General features: G+C 40.6%; 18 protein-coding genes. 10 read left to right on the top strand and 8 right to left on the bottom strand.

The features are described from left to right. The first annotated feature begins 38 nt into the window (after positions 1–38). The 5 genes from C6Y02_RS15300 to C6Y02_RS15280 all read left to right on the top strand — a co-directional run bounded on the left by C6Y02_RS15300 (position 39) and on the right by C6Y02_RS15280 (position 3,731). Positions 39–248 (top strand): YheE family protein, encoded by a 210-nt coding sequence (locus C6Y02_RS15300; RefSeq protein ID WP_003211787.1) that lies wholly within the window; start codon positions 39–41, stop codon positions 246–248. A gap of 20 nt (positions 249–268) precedes the next feature. Continuing rightward, on the top strand, positions 269–1,144 hold the full coding sequence (locus tag C6Y02_RS15295; protein WP_106031627.1) for a helix-turn-helix domain-containing protein: 876 nt from the start codon (positions 269–271) through the stop codon (positions 1,142–1,144). 139 nt (positions 1,145–1,283) lie between these two features. Beyond that, on the top strand, positions 1,284–2,390 hold the full coding sequence (locus C6Y02_RS15290) for an ABC transporter ATP-binding protein (RefSeq protein WP_060595888.1): 1,107 nt from the start codon (positions 1,284–1,286) through the stop codon (positions 2,388–2,390). Positions 2,391–2,623: 233 nt separating this feature from the next. Next, positions 2,624–2,827: an alpha/beta-type small acid-soluble spore protein gene (locus tag C6Y02_RS15285; protein ID WP_034663637.1), complete on the top strand. Its 204-nt coding sequence runs from the start codon at positions 2,624–2,626 to the stop codon at positions 2,825–2,827. A 286-nt stretch (positions 2,828–3,113) separates the two neighbouring features. Then, on the top strand, positions 3,114–3,731 hold the full coding sequence (locus C6Y02_RS15280; protein ID WP_060595886.1) for an NAD(P)-dependent oxidoreductase: 618 nt from the start codon (positions 3,114–3,116) through the stop codon (positions 3,729–3,731). Between the two features lie 119 nt (positions 3,732–3,850). On the opposite strand, the gene C6Y02_RS15275 is transcribed toward C6Y02_RS15280, so the two are convergent. Together C6Y02_RS15275 and bmrC are read right to left on the bottom strand one after the other, a co-directional pair. Continuing rightward, a complete protein-coding gene (locus C6Y02_RS15275) occupies positions 3,851–5,866 on the bottom strand; it encodes an ABC transporter ATP-binding protein (RefSeq protein ID WP_106031626.1) in 2,016 nt (671 codons plus the stop codon). Next, complete coding sequence (gene bmrC / locus C6Y02_RS15270) at positions 5,863–7,620, bottom strand: multidrug ABC transporter ATP-binding protein BmrC (RefSeq protein ID WP_106031625.1); 1,758 nt, start codon at positions 7,618–7,620, stop codon at positions 5,863–5,865. The genes C6Y02_RS15275 and bmrC overlap by 4 nt, the downstream gene beginning before the upstream one ends. Positions 7,621–8,177: 557 nt before the next feature. Here bmrC and C6Y02_RS15265 point away from each other — a divergent pair. After that, entirely contained in the window at positions 8,178–8,684 is a 507-nt protein-coding gene (locus C6Y02_RS15265) for a universal stress protein (protein ID WP_003210990.1), read from the top strand. A gap of 46 nt (positions 8,685–8,730) precedes the next feature. Here the strand turns inward: C6Y02_RS15265 and dat are convergent, their stop codons facing one another. Continuing rightward, a complete protein-coding gene (gene dat, locus C6Y02_RS15260) occupies positions 8,731–9,588 on the bottom strand; it encodes a D-amino-acid transaminase (RefSeq protein ID WP_106031624.1) in 858 nt (285 codons plus the stop codon). A gap of 296 nt (positions 9,589–9,884) precedes the next feature. Here dat and C6Y02_RS15255 point away from each other — a divergent pair, with 296 nt between their 5' ends. Continuing rightward, entirely contained in the window at positions 9,885–10,739 is an 855-nt protein-coding gene (locus tag C6Y02_RS15255; protein WP_066031100.1) for a polysaccharide deacetylase family protein, read from the top strand. 43 nt (positions 10,740–10,782) lie between these two features. Here C6Y02_RS15255 and C6Y02_RS15250 read toward each other — a convergent pair whose 3' ends face one another. The 3 genes from C6Y02_RS15250 to C6Y02_RS15240 all read right to left on the bottom strand — a co-directional run bounded on the left by C6Y02_RS15250 (position 10,783) and on the right by C6Y02_RS15240 (position 12,898). Beyond that, positions 10,783–11,514 carry an NAD-dependent protein deacylase gene (locus C6Y02_RS15250; protein WP_375567667.1) on the bottom strand — a complete coding sequence of 244 codons (732 nt, stop codon included), beginning with the start codon at positions 11,512–11,514 and terminating at the stop codon, positions 10,783–10,785. A 29-nt stretch (positions 11,515–11,543) separates the two neighbouring features. Continuing rightward, positions 11,544–12,632: a mechanosensitive ion channel family protein gene (locus C6Y02_RS15245; RefSeq protein WP_060595874.1), complete on the bottom strand. Its 1,089-nt coding sequence runs from the start codon at positions 12,630–12,632 to the stop codon at positions 11,544–11,546. Positions 12,633–12,796: 164 nt separating this feature from the next. Beyond that, complete coding sequence (locus C6Y02_RS15240; RefSeq protein WP_017360338.1) at positions 12,797–12,898, bottom strand: YhdX family protein; 102 nt, start codon at positions 12,896–12,898, stop codon at positions 12,797–12,799. Between the two features lie 306 nt (positions 12,899–13,204). Between C6Y02_RS15240 and C6Y02_RS15235 the strand changes: the two genes are divergently transcribed. Genes C6Y02_RS15235 through crcB (C6Y02_RS15225) form a run of 3 tightly spaced genes read left to right on the top strand, consistent with a single transcriptional unit; the run spans position 13,205 to position 14,688 of the window. Then, on the top strand, positions 13,205–13,921 hold the full coding sequence (locus C6Y02_RS15235) for a glycerophosphodiester phosphodiesterase (protein WP_066031101.1): 717 nt from the start codon (positions 13,205–13,207) through the stop codon (positions 13,919–13,921). A gap of 5 nt (positions 13,922–13,926) precedes the next feature. Beyond that, positions 13,927–14,322, top strand: a complete 396-nt coding sequence (crcB, locus tag C6Y02_RS15230; protein WP_060595870.1) for a fluoride efflux transporter CrcB — start codon at positions 13,927–13,929, stop codon at positions 14,320–14,322. Then, positions 14,323–14,688 carry a fluoride efflux transporter CrcB gene (crcB, locus tag C6Y02_RS15225; RefSeq protein ID WP_060595868.1) on the top strand — a complete coding sequence of 122 codons (366 nt, stop codon included), beginning with the start codon at positions 14,323–14,325 and terminating at the stop codon, positions 14,686–14,688. Here crcB (C6Y02_RS15225) and C6Y02_RS15220 read toward each other — a convergent pair. Both C6Y02_RS15220 and C6Y02_RS15215 read right to left on the bottom strand, forming a co-directional pair. Next, entirely contained in the window at positions 14,685–15,077 is a 393-nt protein-coding gene (locus C6Y02_RS15220; protein WP_060595866.1) for a hypothetical protein, read from the bottom strand. The genes crcB (C6Y02_RS15225) and C6Y02_RS15220 overlap by 4 nt on opposite strands. A gap of 89 nt (positions 15,078–15,166) precedes the next feature. After that, positions 15,167–16,549 (bottom strand): hemolysin family protein, encoded by a 1,383-nt coding sequence (locus C6Y02_RS15215; protein ID WP_060595863.1) that lies wholly within the window; start codon positions 16,547–16,549, stop codon positions 15,167–15,169. Between the last annotated feature and the right edge of the window lie 322 nt (positions 16,550–16,871).

Raw genomic sequence — 16,871 nt, 5'->3', positions numbered from 1 at the left:
TATTGTTTCATCAATAAAAGCAAGGAGGCAATGATGATATGATTTCTCATTTTCAATGGAAACCTCTCTTTAAGAAAGCACAGTTGCCAGGCTGGAAAATATCCTTTTTTCACAATGGTGCGCACTACGAAGGCATCTACCACAAAACAGGTGATATTGAATGGGGCTCTCAGCTTCCACCTCATGAAGTCGAACCAACCTTAAAAGAAGAAATCCACGAATTAATGCTATTCCATGTCTATGATTAAACTGTTTAAGGAGCTTCGCCATGTTAGAAAAATTAAAGCTTGTTTACGGAGAGCATATCATCAGCTCACCTACAAATGATCATCAAATTCTTTGGTATCAAACAGACGAAGGCGAATTATTTGGAGTAGACAAATCAGAGCTTACAGCGAGAGAAACACTTCTTCTCAATACTTTCCTTACACCAATTGATCTTTCTCATACAAAGCAGACTGAGGATGAACAAAAATGGTACAGCTATCTTTTTGATAACAAACCACTAACCGTTCAGCACCCCGTCCGTGTATATTATTTTAAAATGTCCCATCAAGCAGAACAAAGGCAGCAAATAAAAGAGGCTGTGGTTCACAGCCTCGAACATACTCATTTCATTTGGACAGGCGCTGATACAGCGATGCTGATTCAAACAAACGCTACATCAGAAAATGGTCAATTAGATCTGCTAAACGATTTGTCTCTAGCCATTACAAGTGACTTTTTAACAGACTCAGTCTTTTTACAAGGACAGCTCCATTTGCCAAATGAACATTTACAGAAGAAATTGTTAAATGAACAGCAGCTTTTCTTGGACCATGTGCAGCGAGGCAAGCTTAGATCAGGGATTTCCACATTTTATGAATGTCTGCCATCACTCATACGTTATGATGAATCCGCGCTCTCTCATGCTATTTCAGATGCTTTTAAAGAGGCGGTCTTTGATCGGGACGTTTACCGCACCCTCATGACCTATATGCAATGTAACTTAAATGCATCCAAGGCAGCAAAAGCTTTATATGTTCACAGAAACAGCCTTCAATATCGAATCGATAAATTTATTGAGCGCACAGGAATCGATATACGGCATTTTCCAGAAGCATCTGCTGTTTATTTTATGATGAATCTTCTCGACCTTTCATAACAATCAATGACATGAGCATCCTGCCCAAAAGTGAAAATGAGATGTTGTGCACGTTGTCCATTTACAGACGCTTCCCCATTTTATACACTTTATTTACAAGTAAAGCGCTTTCAATAAGAGGATGGGGAGGTTATCATCTATGGCTGAAATGATGCTCAATCAAATTTATAAAGTGTATGATAACAAGGTAACAGCAGTAGACAACTTTAATCTACATATAGAAGATAAAGAATTTATTGTGTTTGTTGGTCCATCTGGGTGCGGAAAATCAACAACCCTTCGCATGATTGCAGGACTTGAAGAGATTTCACAAGGGGATTTTCTGTTAGACGGAAAACGGATGAATGATGTAGCACCAAAAGACCGGGATATCGCAATGGTTTTCCAAAACTATGCTTTGTACCCTCACATGAATGTATACGATAATATGGCTTTTGGATTAAAGCTGCGGAAGTTCCCGAAATCAGAAATTGATGAGCGGGTTCGAAATGCTGCGAAAATATTGGGGCTTGAGCAATATTTAGACAGAAAACCAAAAGCTCTGTCTGGCGGTCAAAGACAACGCGTTGCACTTGGGAGAGCAATTGTGCGTGATGCAAAGGTCTTTCTTTTGGATGAGCCGCTTTCTAATTTAGATGCAAAACTTCGCGTTCAGATGCGTGCTGAAATATCTAAGCTTCATCAGCGTCTGCAAACGACATTTATCTATGTCACACATGATCAGACTGAAGCTATGACAATGGCTACTCGCCTTGTTGTGATGAAAGATGGCTTTATTCAGCAGGTTGGAGCGCCGAAGGATGTATATGAAAATCCAGAGAATGTATTTGTAGGCGGATTCATTGGCTCTCCTGCGATGAATTTTTTCACAGGAAAACTCTCTGACGGTGCTATTGCAGTTGGAAAAACGCATATTCGTGTACCAGAAGGAAAGATGAAGGTATTACGCAGCCAAGGTTATATCGGAAAAGATATCATCCTTGGTATCAGACCAGAAGATTTTCATGATGAACCCGTGTTTATAGAGGCATCTGAGGGCACAAAGATCGATGCCAGTGTAGAAGTTGCTGAATTAATGGGAGCAGAAACGATGCTTTACTCTTCTCTCGATGGTCAGTCTTTTATTGCACGTGTTGATTCTCGTACTGATGTTCAGGCTGGACAGTCTATCCCTCTTGCTATTGATATGAACAAGGCCCACTTCTTTGATTCGGATACAGAACTTCGCATTCGCTCTGCTGATTAAAGAGATCTAAGCAGCACCATCACTCATGATTGAGTGATGGTTTTTTTGCATGTTGAACAACATTTACCATGTTCTTTTCTCGTATGTTTTTTTCAGAAATCACCATAATACTTAGTACAAAGCAGTTACTGCATTGGGTTTCGCCAAGTGGCAAATGACTTGCTCATTTCGCTGGTGCGATTCCAGCAAACCCAACCAAAAACCAAATCATATACAAAAAGGAGATTCACATCATGGCAAATTCTAATAGTTCAAATCAATTACTAGTTCCTGGAGCAGAGCAAGCAATCGACCAAATGAAGTACGAAATCGCTTCTGAATTCGGTGTAAACCTTGGTGCAGAAACAACATCTCGCGCTAACGGATCAGTTGGTGGAGAAATCACTAAGCGTCTTGTATCTTACGCTCAACAACACATGGGTGGAACACAAGCTTAATTTCATATTTGGATCATAGAAGGCACCTCTTAAGGTGTCTTCTTTTTTTATTTTTATCCCTCACCAATCTCCTTTCCAGCTCATATCATGTAGTAGAAAGGAGCGGATCTTCATGGACATTATTTCCGGTATGAACTTTGAACTTCTACAATTTGTAGGGATCTCTCTATTATGTGAATATGCTCATAGTATTCGGTCCTTTCACCTTTATAAAAAATGCATCACATAAAAGTTGTACCATTTTGGGTTCTTTTCACTTATAGTATGTAGTGGAGGGATCGAACAGATGAAAATAGCTCTTTTCGGTGCTCATGGACGTGTAGGACAAGCATTTCTTCGTTTCGTTCAAGTAGATGATCGTTACATAGTTCGTTCATTGATTCGGACAAACCGAGAAGAAATGCTTGCGGGTATGTTTCAAGTCACCGGCAATTCAAGAAATCGAGAAGATGTGCTTGAGACGATCAAAGGAGCAGATATTGTTGTGAGCTGTCTATCAACAGATGGTGATGATACATTATCTGTTTCAATGGAGCATATCGTACAAGCCATGAAGCAATCAAATACTTCAAGAATTATTACAATTGGTACGGCAGGTATTTTAAAGGCAAGGCAGCAGCCGGAGCTTTACCGTTTTGAAACAAATGAATCAAGGCGGACTACTTCCCGAGCAGCTAAAGAGCATGCCAAAGCGTTTGAAATCCTTCAATCGACTGATCTAGATTGGACCATTATTTGTCCAACCTATTTACCAGATGGAGAAGTGACACGGTCATATCGCTATGAGAAAGATTTTCTCCCTATAGATGGAAAGAAAATTTCAGTTGAAGATACCGCACACTTTTTATATCAGCAGTTAAATTCGAAGGAATTTGTACATCAACGCGTCGGCATTGCCTACTGATGATGCAGCTCGTGTAAACGATATAACTAGTAAAGGTCGAGGTCAAAAACGAATCCTCGACTTTTTATGCAAATAAAAAGAGCCTCATTCAAAGTGAATAGGCTCTTTTTTGTTATTCATCAGCTGTTTGCAACAGCACCCTTTTGCAGTTCGTACATTTGCGCATACAGCCCTTCTTGCTGCATGAGTTGATCATGACTGCCTCGCTCGACAATTTCACCTTTTTCTAATACCAAAATCATATCGGCTTTCTTAATGGTGGATAATCGGTGAGCAATGACAAAAGTCGTTCGTCCTTCTTTGACGACATCAAGCGCCCGCTGAATGATCGCTTCTGTTTCTGTATCAATGTTTGCGGTGGCTTCATCTAAAATTAAGATCGCTGGATCGTACGCTAATGCACGGGCAAATGAGATTAACTGACGTTCTCCTGAGGAAAGAGTACTTCCCTTTTCAACGACTGGTTCATCAAATCCTTTTGGCAGGTGCTTCAATAACTCTACTGTTCCTACTTGCTTTAATGATGATTCAATCGTTTCTCTTTTAATGTCTTCATTTCCTAAGCTGACATTGGATGCAATCGTTCCGGAAAATAAATACGGGTCTTGAAGCACAATGCCCATTTGTTTACGCAACGTTTGGCGTGACTGGTGATAAATGCTTTCCCCATCTATGAGAATGTCTCCTTGCTGAATGTCATAAAAACGCAGCAGCAAGTTCATGATCGAGCTTTTCCCAGAACCGGTATGCCCCACAAGTGCAACTGTTTGGCCTTTTTTGGCCTCGAACGTAATGTTCTTTAATACATTATTTCCTTCATTATAAGCAAAGGTGACATCTTGGAACTGAACGTGTCCCTCCATTTTCTTTTGAACAGGTTCTTCCACTGTTGTTCCTGGCTCATCCAATAATCGGAAAACCCTTTCCGATGAAACCCTTGCTAATTCCAATCTCGAGAACTGGTTCACAATGCCTGTAATCGGCTGAAATAATCGATTTAAATAATCGACAAACGCATAGAGCACACCAATTGACACAATGCCCGTCGCACTTAAGGACGCACCGCCAAAATACCAAATGAGTGCCACATATGCTAAATTCCGAAGCAGGTTAACCAAGTTATGCGACAGAAGTGAATTTAAATGCAGCATCTTTCGCTGATATCGAAAGTGATTGTTGTTCAGTTCATCAAATTCCTCTTTCGTCACTTTTTCATGACGAAACGCTTGAATAATGGTCATCCCTTGAATGGCTTCATTTAGCTTGGCATTGATGTCACTAATGATCGAACGAATGCGGTGGTTGTACACTGATGCAAACTTTCTGTAGGTCATTGACCATAGGAAAATAATCGGTACCGCCACCAAACAAATGAGTGCCAGCTTCACATTTAATAAAAACATGGCAATATAAATTCCAATCATGTAAATAGCACTCGTCACGAAATTAGCGAGGACTGTCACATATAAATCACGAATGGTTTCTGTGTCATTGGTAATCCTCGCTACGACCTTTCCAGCCGGTAAATTATCAAAATACCGGATAGGCAACGTTTGAATATGCTCAAATACATCAACCCTCATTTTTTGAATAATTCGATTGGCTATCCGCTGTAGCAGATAATGCTGCGCATACTGAAAGAAAATCGCAATGACGAGAAGCCCTAGATAAAATAGAACAAGCTGCACCAAACCACTGATTTCCGGCTCATAAAAAGAGAAAATTTCCTCTTTTGATAAACGCTGTACTTGATATGTCTCGCGCTCGTTCCCATTTTCAATGGTAAGCTGATCTCCGGATATCTTTCGGTTTCCATCAAAACGAATCGGCTCATTTACAAAATAGTAACCGAATCCGACTTGCACCACATTGATTTGTTTTCCGGATTTCATATCACTGTCTAATCGATCGCTTCGTATATAGTTATTTCCCTGGTAATAAACGGTTTTGTCTGTTTTTTCATTGACCTCGACATATGGTTTTTCTACACCTAAAATATGATCATCAATCATTTTCTTCCCAATAAATGGTCCTGTCAGTTCAGCACCTACTGCAATGATGAGAAAGATCAAGGCAACAGACAGTACTTTCTTATAAAGGAGTGCGTAGGCAAGGAGTCTTCTTCCTGTTGTCATGCCTCATCCCCTCCTTCCAGCTGGTTTGTCAGCTGCTGACGCAGAAATTGTTCTTTGTACCACCCATCTTGCTGAATGAGCTCTTCGTGGGTGCCCTTTTGGACAATGCGTCCTTCTTCCATGACAAGTATGAGATCCGCATGCTCAACAGCTGATAGACGATGAGTCGTAATAAACGTCGTTTTCCCATGACGATTTTGCCTTAAATTTTCTAAAATAGCGGTTTCTGTTTTTGCATCTACCGCAGAAAGCGAGTCATCCAGTATCAAAATGGCGGGGTCTATTAATAAAGCGCGTGCAATGGAAATTCGCTGCTTTTGTCCACCTGACAGTGCCACACCTTTTTCCCCCACCATGGTTTCGAGACCCTCTGGCAAAAGACGTAAATCTTTTTCAAAGTAAGCATCTTTGATCGCTTGTGCTAATTCATTTTGTTTTGCGTCCCGATGACCAAAGCGCATATTCTCTTCTACACTTTTTGAAAAAAGGATATGATCCTGCGGTACGTATCCGATCCATTGAAATAGCTGATCCAATTCGATCTCTTGGATTGGGACTCCTGATAGCAGGATTTGACCATCACCTGTTGGATACTGGCGCAGAAGCTGTTTTACGATAGTCGTTTTACCGCTTCCTGTTTTGCCTGTAATTCCGATTGTCTGCCCTTTTCGAACCGTAAAGGACACATCAATTAAATTATCTTTAGGGGAAGTTGGATACCTGAATGTCACGCGGTCAAACTGAATATCGCCAGGCTCTTGTAACGTTTTTGGCTGAGAAGCGTCTGTGACATCCGGCTTGTAGCTGAGTGTATGATTCAACCGGTCTAACGACGCATTTCCCCTTTGCATAATATTAATCAATTCGCCTATCGCAAACATTGGCCAGATCATCATTCCAAGATAGACGTTAAATGCGACAAGCTCACCAATGGTTAAATCACTTTGGAACACAAGATAGGCTCCGTAGCCGATTCCAATTAAGTAGCTGACACCGACAAGTAATTTCACTGTCGGCTCAAACAATGAATCAATGATCGCCACTCTCATATTTTTTTGAAATACATCATCTGTCATTTGGCGAAAGCGTTCGACATCTTGTTTCTCCTGTACAAAAGACCGAATAACCCGGACACCTGCGACTGATTCAAGGACGCGATCGTTCATATCACCAAATGCATCTTGAGCAACTGTAAAGCGATCATGAATCTTGCTGCCATAATACGCAATCAAGAGCGCCATCAGCGGCATAGGGATGATCGCCATTAAGGTTAATTTCCAGCTAATCGTCAGCCCCATCGTAAAGAAGATCATCAGCATATAAGCAGTGGAATCAACCAATGTCAGAACGCCAAAACCTGTCGTTAAAGCCACAGCATTTAAATCGTTTGTACCTAATGCCATTAAATTACCGGTTTTTTTCTTTTCATAAAAGGTGGGTGTCATCTTAAGTAAGTGACGCATGAGCTTCCCGCGCATCACACGCTCCATGACATTTGCGCCGCCAAATAACTGATACATCCAAAAATATGTCAGCGTATAGACGACGACACCTAGCAAGCAAAAAATGGTTACATAAAACACAATACTGGATGTTGTAAATTGACCAGAACGAATGTCATCAACTGCCTGCCCAAGATATCTTGGCGGCAGCATTTCAAGCACATTCACAATGAGCAGAAGCGTAATGGCGATCGTATAACGCCTCCACTCTTGTTTGAAGAACCAGCCTAATTTCGCAAATACTGAAAACATGTTTGTCTCTCCTTTTAAAGCTAGCCGCTTTCTAGATTTTCCTGGCTGTCACCTTGTTTCGTTTTTTTGGTTTTTGTCATTTGTCTTGCTTTTGGCATGTTCACATGCTTTCACTCCTCTTCATTTACTTGTTGATCTCCATCCCTTTACTTCGAAATGCGAAATGAATACAACAAAAAAAGAGGCAACCAGCTGTCTGGTACGCCTCTTTTAGTCATGTAAAAAGGCGCATGTTGACAAATACGCAACATACGCCTTGATTCATCCGATCAATTGGAACATACGAGTCCCTTTTCAATGACCAATGAAGGTGTAATTGTCACGTGAATCAACCCATTCATGCAGTTTGATTTCATTCTTCCAATGTTGCACATGACATTTCCTCCTTTTGGCTCTTGAATCTTTTTTTATCTTATAGTGGCTGTCACCATTTTGTCAATAAATATTTTTCAATAAATGAAATTTTCTAACAAAAAGTTCACCGCCTTCATGTGTATCTTTTTCAGATAACGGGTATACCATGAGTGTAAAGACTCCTTTTGAAAGGAATGAGGACATTGTTTCAAGCTGATCGGATGGTCGTTGCGTTTGATGGACATGAAGACAGTAAGAAAGCATTAAAAAAGGCAATCGCTCTAGCCAAAACCTTGAATGCCAAGCTGACTGTTGCCTATGCACATGATGGCAAATCAAGCAGACAGGTGTTTGATGCACCACGCCCAATGACTGGCGGAGCTTATATCGGCGGCGGCATGGCAGACCTTCAAACACCCCCTGTGTATGTACCTCATGATGAACAGCAAAGTCCCTTGATTTTTGAAGATCATACAGAAGAAGTCGTTGCAGAAGCAAGAATGCTTTTAAATGAGGAGCAGTTTGAAGCTGCCATTGAAATTGTTGAGGGGGAACCAGCGGAAGCGATTATCGAATATGCTGAAGACATATCAGCAGACCTCATCGTCATGGGAGCACGTGACCAAAGCAGATTGAAAAAAATGCTCTTTGGCAGTGTAAGTGAAAAGTTATCATCAAAATCAGATATACCTGTGCTTATTGTAAAATAAAAGAATCACAAAAGGCTGTAAACATTGGTTTACAGCCTCTCTTTATTTATGAAGAAATAGATGCTTCACTTTCATGTTTAATTTTTTGCTGGAAGCCTTCCTGTACACGCTTTGTCAACTCTCCTGGAACGCCTTCCCCTACTGGCTGGCCATCAATTTCAACAATCGGAATGACTTCAGCCGTCGTCGAGCTGATGAAGATTTCCTGCGCGCGCAGCAGCTCTTCTTTACTTATACAAGTTTCTTCAACACTGCATCCCTCTTCTTTACATACCTCAAGAAGCTTTCTACGGGTAATACCGTTTAGAATAAGATTGTTTGCTGGATGTGTGCGAATCACGCCATCAATGACGGCATATACATTCGAGGAGGTTCCCTCAGTCACAAAACCATCTCTAATGAGAATGGCTTCAAATGCACCAGCTTCAGATGCCTTCTGCTTTTCCATGACGTTATATAAGAGATTTAAGCTTTTAATATCACATCTTAACCAGCGAAGGTCCTCAGATAATATGGCCTTTGCACCAGCTGTCTGCTCATGAACAGGCTTTTTCACCTGGAACGTATATGCTGTGATTTGAGGAGTGAGAGAATCGCCATATTGATGTTTACGAGGTGCGACGCCCCGCGTGACTTGAATATACACACCTCCATCTGTTAATTGGTTGTGGGCGACGAGCTGTTTTAACTTTTCTTCCATATCTGATACTGCACCTTGAAGATGAATGCCGATTTCTTTTGCACTCTTGAACAGACGCTCTGTATGCTCTTTTAATGTAAACAAAGTCCCATTGTATACACGGATGACCTCATAGACGCCGTCACCAAATTGATAGCCTCTGTCTTCAATATCAACATGTGCATCCTTTTTTTCAATGAAATCGCCATTATACAATACTTTCATACGGAATCTCCCCTTCGCTTCGCATTAATGGTTGAGTCTGATGCTATCTTAGCGGATAAATGAGTACGTTTCAATGATTATTCAGAATTATTTCACATCATGATAAATGGTCAACTTTCTATTGTAACAAACATAGACTCATAACCAAAAAGATTCCAATTTTTTAGCATCTTCTATATTCATAGGCTCTTTTTTCCTGTATACTTAATCGATATGAGCACGACAAAAAACAGCGGAAAAAGACAGAATCTACTACATGATTCGACACAAATTTTTGATTTATTGGAGCGATTGTAATGCAACGGGTTACGAAAAAACAGACACCTTCAAACACGATGCTGCTCTCAAAGGCGATTGGTTTAGTTATTCTGTCACTGATCCTCTTTTTTATTTGGGATATATCTAAAACCAATATGCAGGCAGCAGATCAGCCGGCTAAAATGTCTGCGAGCAGTCAATTCCGAGACACAAGCGCAAGTCTGAAAGCAAAAGATGATTCTACGAAAACATTAGATGCACATTTTAAGATCAACCCAAACAAACATGTAACGGATCAAACGATCTTTTTAACCTTTGATGATGGTCCGTCAGCGACATCAAATCAGCTTTTAGATGTGCTCAAAGCGCATCAAGTAAAGGCCACATTCTTTATGCTTGGGCCGCAGATTAAGGAACACCCGGCAGCTGTGAAAAGACTTCATCAAGAAGGTCATCAGTTAGGGCTTCATGGTATCACACATGATGTGAAACGCTTTTATCAAAAAAGTGATTCTCCCGTCAATGAGATGAAGGAAGATCAGCGCATTTTGGCTTCTGTCACAGGTGAGTATACACATCTTGTGAGAACACCTTATGGCAGCGCCCCAAATTTAACGGATCAGCAAAAGGCACGTTTAAAACAAAAAGGCTTTGTATACTGGGATTGGACAATTGACAGTCTTGACTGGAAATATAAAAGCTCAAAATATGTACCAGAGGTATTAAATCAGCTGCAAGTGCTTGAGACAAAACATCCAAAAGAACCAAAAATCATCTTAATGCACGATCAGCCAGCGACAGCAAAATACTTAAACAGTTTAATCACACAGCTAAAAGCGAAGGGCTATACATTTGAAGTCCTTGATGAATCGATGAAGCCGCTGCAACAATAAAGAAAGACCCCGCACCTTTTTTGGATGCGGGGTCTTTGATGATTTATAAAGCTTTCACGAGATCGCCAATTCGCTCATGAAAGACAAGATCAAACAGTGGATCGTATTCTGTTTCACTCAAATTCATCATCACCTTGAAGATGGAAGGATTTTGAGCGGCATCTTCTGGAATATATCTTGCTGGCGCCACTTCTAGGGAAGTCCCCATGACGAGCAGAAGGTCCGCTCGCTGAAGTGATTTCTCTACTTGATCAAAATGTTTGATCCTGTCTCCAAAAAGGACAACATCTGTTTTCAGCACACGCCCACATGTCCGTCCGTCTGAGGAAACCTTTAGACATACAGGCACTTCTTCTTGTAATAAATAAGGCAGTTCATATGTCGCATGACACGATGGGCAAGTAGCTGTTTGAATGGAGCCGTGGAGTTCATATACATGCTGGCTTCCTGCTTTTTTATGCAAGCCATCAATATTTTGGGTGAAAATATCCACATGTTTTCCTTGTTTCTCAAGGCTGGCTAAAAAGGTATGTCCACTATTGGGCTCGTACTCTCCGCTCATTTTCATCTGAAACAATTCCTTGAATTTCGGCCAGAATTGCTGAGGGTGTGATAAAAAGTAGGACCGGCTCATCGCCTCCATGCGGGCGGTGTCTTCAGTCCATAAGCCGCCCGTTGATCTAAAATCGGGGATACCTGATTCCGTGCTCATACCCGCACCTGAAAGTACCATAATATGTGAAGCCTGCGTTAATTTCTCGCTTAGCGCTGCCACCTTTGTTTGATCCACTCACCATTCCTCCTTTATTCACCCAGCTGTTTTTCGCCTTTTTGTTTCATATAAATGGTCTGTCCAGGGAAGGCAAATTCTACACCTTCTTGATGGAAGATATCCATGATACGGTAGTTAATGTCCTGTTTAATATCAAGGTTTTCAGCCCAGGCCGTCGTGTTTGTGTAAAAGTTGAAAAATAAATTCAAATAACTGTCTGCCAGTACATCGAGATTTACCATGATCGTCTCCTTGTGCACCCCATCATGTTCATAAAGCATTTGTTTGAGACGTTTGATGCATCGGTCAAGATTTTCCTTTGGTGTATTATAGGATACACGTACGGAAAACGTAATTTGGCGTTTATTCATTCTCGTCCAGTTCGTGATAGGTTCCTTTGAAAGCGTAGAATTCGGAACTGTCACAACAGCTTCAGCAGGTGTTCTAAACTTTGTGCTTCGAAATGTAATGTCCTCGACAGTTCCAAGAACACTTGGCGTCTCCACAAAGTCACCCATTGTAAAAGGCTTCTCTGTAATGATGACGATCCCTCCAAAAAAGTTCGCCACCGTATCCTGGGCAGCAAGCGCAAAGGCTAGACCACCTAGACCAAGACCTGCCACAAGTCCATTTACATCATAATTAAATTCTTGTGCAATGACACTAATACTTAGTGCAATGATAATGAAGCGAAGTACCTTTGATAAAAACGGTGCTAAAATATCATCCATTTCCAATTCAAATTTCGAATTTACTTTTTGAAATAAGAAAGAAGAAGCTGCGGTTAAATTACAAAGCCCCCATGTCAGCATCAATATAATGGAGGATCTATATAATTTGACGATGACATCCATATGATGCTCAAAGTATGGTGCCTGTCTTAACGCAAAATATAACCCAAGTGCGACAAAAAACAGTCTGGCTGGCTTTTCGAAAGCCACAACAATTTGGTTAATGACCTCCGTTTTAGACCGATTGGTCAGCCTAAAGAGAAGATGAAATAAGTACTTCGTAAATACTTTCCGAAGCAATAAAAAAAGCAATAAAATACAAAGGCTAATACCGATTTGGATCGCAACATCTACTGTAAAATATGTATCCATCCATTTTTGTGTAATCATGTTTGTCTCTCTCCTTTAAAACAATCCTCTCTAGTTTATAATATAACCTTCGTTTATGTCCTCTCATAAATGTCTGACCTCTATATAAAAAGCCTCGGGACCAGTCCCGAGGCATGATGTTCAATTATGAAATTTTGGCTAGAGACATATCGACGGGCAGCAAACTACTTTTTCTTCTGAGCCTGATCAAGGAGAGTCGCTTTAAACATTTCAGCATCCGTTTCGGCCTTAATACGTTCTTCCACTCTAATTCTCCCTTTACCCAATCATCTCGCCTCCTTTTCATCATTATAAAACATCAGAATTTTCAGTCAACATGACGAAAGCACTAATATTTTGGCGAACGCTGACGATTTGGACAAAATTGATCGAAGAAAAATTGATGTACTTCAGATTTACTCAATCATGGCTTGGGATATTCCTGCAACTTTTCACATTTGAATCATCATACTTTCTTAGCAATGCGATTCACCATTACATACAGCTCTTCTTCCCTCCATATAGTAAAGAAGGAAAAACGGTAAAGCATTTGATATGATAAGACCAGAACTTATGTCAGGGAGCTGGAGCATGTGTATATTATCGCGCATAGAGGGTCATCAAGTGCTGCCCCAGAAAATACAATTGCCGCGTTTGATTTAGCTGTTCAGCAGGGTGCAGATTATATTGAATTAGATGTACAGCTCACATTGGATCAGCACGTAGTCGTGATCCATGATGATACAGTTGACCGAACGACGAACGGAAACGGTTTAGTCAAAAGCTATACACTTGATCAGCTGAAAAAACTGGACGCAGGAAGCTGGTTTGACCAGCAGTACACGAATGAACGAATTCCAACATTACAAGAAGTTCTTGAGAGATACAGTCAGCGGATCGGGATATTGATCGAGATCAAACACCCAAGACGGCAGATAGGAATTGAAAAGGCAGTTGTCGACATCATCAATCGGTTTGCCTATTCTCGTCATATCATGATTCAATCTTTTGATGATCATGCACTTCAAAGAATCAAAGCTTTCGCCCCTTCTCTTCGAACAGCTTTGATTATAAAGCCTACTGCATATAAACTGGCGAAAAGAAAGTTAACTGCATACAGCTCGTTTGCTGATTGTCTTAATATGAAGAAAACGCTGATCAACAGATGGTGGATAGACCGCATCCACTCATTCGGGATGGATGTGTTTATATGGACTGTGAAAGACCAAAAAACAGCCGATCGGATCAAAAAATATCCCGTTGATGGAGTGGTGACGGATCACCCGCCATTTTTTCTAAAGGAGAAATGATGTAAATGAAAGCGTATCTTGCTGTATTTATAGGCGGACTGCTTGGGACACTTTGCAGATATGAACTAAGCCAATCGATTGTCAGCCAAACATTCCCTTATGCAACGCTAATCGAAAACGTAACAGGCAGTCTGCTTCTTGGTTTTTCAACAGGATATTTTATGTTCCAGAAGGGAAAAAAATATCTTGCCGCTTTGATCGGAACAGGATTTTGCGGAGGTTTTACGACAATGTCCACTTTTTCTAAAGAAACGGTTCTTTTATTACAGACTGGGCAATTCACCTCAAGTGTGATCTACATCCTGCTCTCAGTCATTGCCGGAGTAGCCGCTGCCTTATGTGGACTGATGCTTGCTCAGCGGCTCTTTCATCAAAATAAGCAGCAGAGAGGAGGCAGATAAATGATCGTTTTATATACAGCTGTTGCCGGCGGGATTGGCAGCGCCCTTCGTTTTTTCATTAGCCAATTAATACAGAAAACCAAGTCTCATGCTCGTTTCCCGTATAGTATTATTCTCATCAACTTATTAGGTGCTGCCGGTTTAGGTATACTGACAGGTGCCGTGACTGCCAATCATCCGCTGCTTATGATCATTGGAACAGGTTTTTTCGGTGGCTTTACAACATTCTCTACGTTTAGTGTAGAGTCTGCGACCATGCTAGAGCAGCGGCAAATCGGAAAACTTGCTGTCTACTTATTGATGACGATCATCGGGTCTTTCTGTCTCTTTGCTGCGTTCTATCAAATAGGACATCACCTTTTTTAAATATTGGTAATGGCGGCTAAGCTGATGAGCAGTTGATCCATGAGCTGGCGCTTCATTAAAAAGAGTGTTTTTTCACTGTAGCCGATTTCCATCGCACATTTGGCCATCCGCCAATCTCGAAAATATTTGTAATCGATGAGCTGCTGCTCTATTTCATCCAACTCTTTTAATGCTGTTTTAATACATGCAACGATGAGTTCATACTGATTTTTTTGCTCTTCTAACTTCTTCCGTGTCATGTGATCCAGATGATGCGGGCTTCTTTTTTCAAGCTGTCTTTCGATATTTAAAATCGCTGCCTGGTAATTTTTGAAATTCTTCAAATGAAACTCAATACGTTTCATTGAGGTTTTTTTCTCTGTGATACTTGCTGTTTCATACCAAAGCATGTCCATCCCCCTCTATCGAACATTTGTTCTTATTATAACTCGAACAAACATTCGTAAAAAGAGACTAAATACCTAAAAAAACCTTGAGCTTATTTTTCGCTCAAGGTCATTTCATTTACTAACAGCGGCTCTTTTATATCAAGCCCAGTGCGTGCATTTCCTTTTTCTGATGATATGACGCCTTTCTTCAGGTCGATCTTTTTAACATAGCGTCCATCCATCTCCAAGACCTTCATCCGAATATCATCAAGATAAATGGATTGTCCTTCTCGGATATCAATATTCTCTTTTAAGATTAACCCGCCTATTGTATCAATTTCTTCATCATGATATGACATTTCGATCAAATCTTGAACTTCATCTAATCTTACTTTGCCATCTAAAACATAATGATGATCGGCTCTTTTTTGAATAACCGGCTGCTCATCTTCATCGAATTCATCTCGAATATCTCCAACAATCTCTTCTAAAATATCTTCTGTTGTGACAAGTCCAGACGTTCCGCCATATTCGTCGGTTAAAATCGCCAAATGCATTCTATCGCGCTGCATCTTGACGAGAAGCTCCTGAATAGGAATCGTGTCAATGACCTCAATCACTGGATATATATAATCTTGAATCTTCAGTTGATCTTTTTCTCCTTGATACACAAGATCTGCAAAGAGCTGCTTTTTGTTCAGCATGCCGATGACATGGTCTTTATCCCCTGAAAACACGGGAAAGCGTGTATACTTTTCCTGCGTCATGATGGAGAGGATATCATCTAGCGGCATATCTTCTGGAATGGCACAAATTTCTCTCCGCGGTACCATGATCTCTCTGGCAATTCGATTATCAAAGTCGAAAATCTTGTTCATATAATTATATTCTGATGGGTTGATTTCCCCATTTTTTAAGCTCTCAGATAATAAAATCTTCAATTCCTCTTCAGAATGGGAATGTTCTTTTTCAGACCCCATATCGATGCCCATCATTTTGGTTAGAACACGGGCTGACCCGTTTAACACATAAATGAAAGGGAACATCAGGATATAAAATGCATGCAGCGGGCCTGACAGCCAGAGCGTCATTTTTTCCGCCTTTTGAATCGCAAGCGTTTTTGGTGCAAGCTCACCGACGACTACATGCAAAAAGGTAATAATAGAGAACGCAAGTGTTGCTGAGATCAGGCTGATTGCTGAATCAGGAATGTTTGTCAAACCAAAACCTCGAACCAAAAGTTCTTTTACAGCCGGCTTACCAATCCACCCTAAACCAAGGGATGTCACTGTAATACCGAGCTGACAGGCTGACAAATATTCATCTAGCCTTGATGTCACCTTTTTCGCCACGATGGCCTTTTTGGACCCTTCGGCAACAAGCTGATTAATTCTTGAACTTCTCACCTTTACTATGGCAAATTCAGATGCAACAAAGAAAGCTGTTAAAGCAATCAAAACACCGACTATACTCAGATTAACAATATCGTCCATTTAACCTTGCTCTTTCTTAGAAGAACAAGGAGTCACCTCCTGATTGATGATGTTATATTTTGCAAAACGGTTAACTGATTAAATAAGACTACATTGAGGGCCCCACTTAACCACCTCCGGTTCACGTATAAATCCGCCTCTCTACATATATATGAAACGGTATTCATTTTATCTTACCATAAATAATCTGAAAATTCCTGTATCACCATGTTAAATTTGACAGGACAATCTAGACTGAGAAATCCCTCTCTAATGTTCATATCGGCAGGAAATATGAACAATTAACTTGTATTTCAGACTCGAATTATATTAAACTATTTTC

Origin of the sequence: Bacillus sp. NMCC4 (assembly GCF_002998555.1) — a bacterium.
Lineage (GTDB): Bacteria > Bacillota > Bacilli > Bacillales > Bacillaceae > Bacillus.
This window is presented reverse-complemented; position numbering and strand designations above follow the sequence as displayed.

Coding starts and splice junctions, on each gene's coding strand:
- C6Y02_RS15300 (WP_003211787.1), top strand. CDS start 39: ATGATTTCTCATTTTCAATGGAAACCTCTCTTTAAGAAAGCACAGTTG.
- C6Y02_RS15295 (WP_106031627.1), top strand. CDS start 269: ATGTTAGAAAAATTAAAGCTTGTTTACGGAGAGCATATCATCAGCTCA.
- C6Y02_RS15290 (WP_060595888.1), top strand. CDS start 1,284: ATGGCTGAAATGATGCTCAATCAAATTTATAAAGTGTATGATAACAAG.
- C6Y02_RS15285 (WP_034663637.1), top strand. CDS start 2,624: ATGGCAAATTCTAATAGTTCAAATCAATTACTAGTTCCTGGAGCAGAG.
- C6Y02_RS15280 (WP_060595886.1), top strand. CDS start 3,114: ATGAAAATAGCTCTTTTCGGTGCTCATGGACGTGTAGGACAAGCATTT.
- C6Y02_RS15275 (WP_106031626.1), bottom strand. CDS start 5,866: ATGACAACAGGAAGAAGACTCCTTGCCTACGCACTCCTTTATAAGAAA.
- bmrC (WP_106031625.1), bottom strand. CDS start 7,620: ATGTTTTCAGTATTTGCGAAATTAGGCTGGTTCTTCAAACAAGAGTGG.
- dat (WP_106031624.1), bottom strand. CDS start 9,588: ATGAAAGTATTGTATAATGGCGATTTCATTGAAAAAAAGGATGCACAT.
- C6Y02_RS15255 (WP_066031100.1), top strand. CDS start 9,885: ATGCAACGGGTTACGAAAAAACAGACACCTTCAAACACGATGCTGCTC.
- C6Y02_RS15245 (WP_060595874.1), bottom strand. CDS start 12,632: ATGATTACACAAAAATGGATGGATACATATTTTACAGTAGATGTTGCG.
- crcB (WP_060595870.1), top strand. CDS start 13,927: ATGAAAGCGTATCTTGCTGTATTTATAGGCGGACTGCTTGGGACACTT.
- crcB (WP_060595868.1), top strand. CDS start 14,323: ATGATCGTTTTATATACAGCTGTTGCCGGCGGGATTGGCAGCGCCCTT.
- C6Y02_RS15220 (WP_060595866.1), bottom strand. CDS start 15,077: ATGCTTTGGTATGAAACAGCAAGTATCACAGAGAAAAAAACCTCAATG.
- C6Y02_RS15215 (WP_060595863.1), bottom strand. CDS start 16,549: ATGGACGATATTGTTAATCTGAGTATAGTCGGTGTTTTGATTGCTTTA.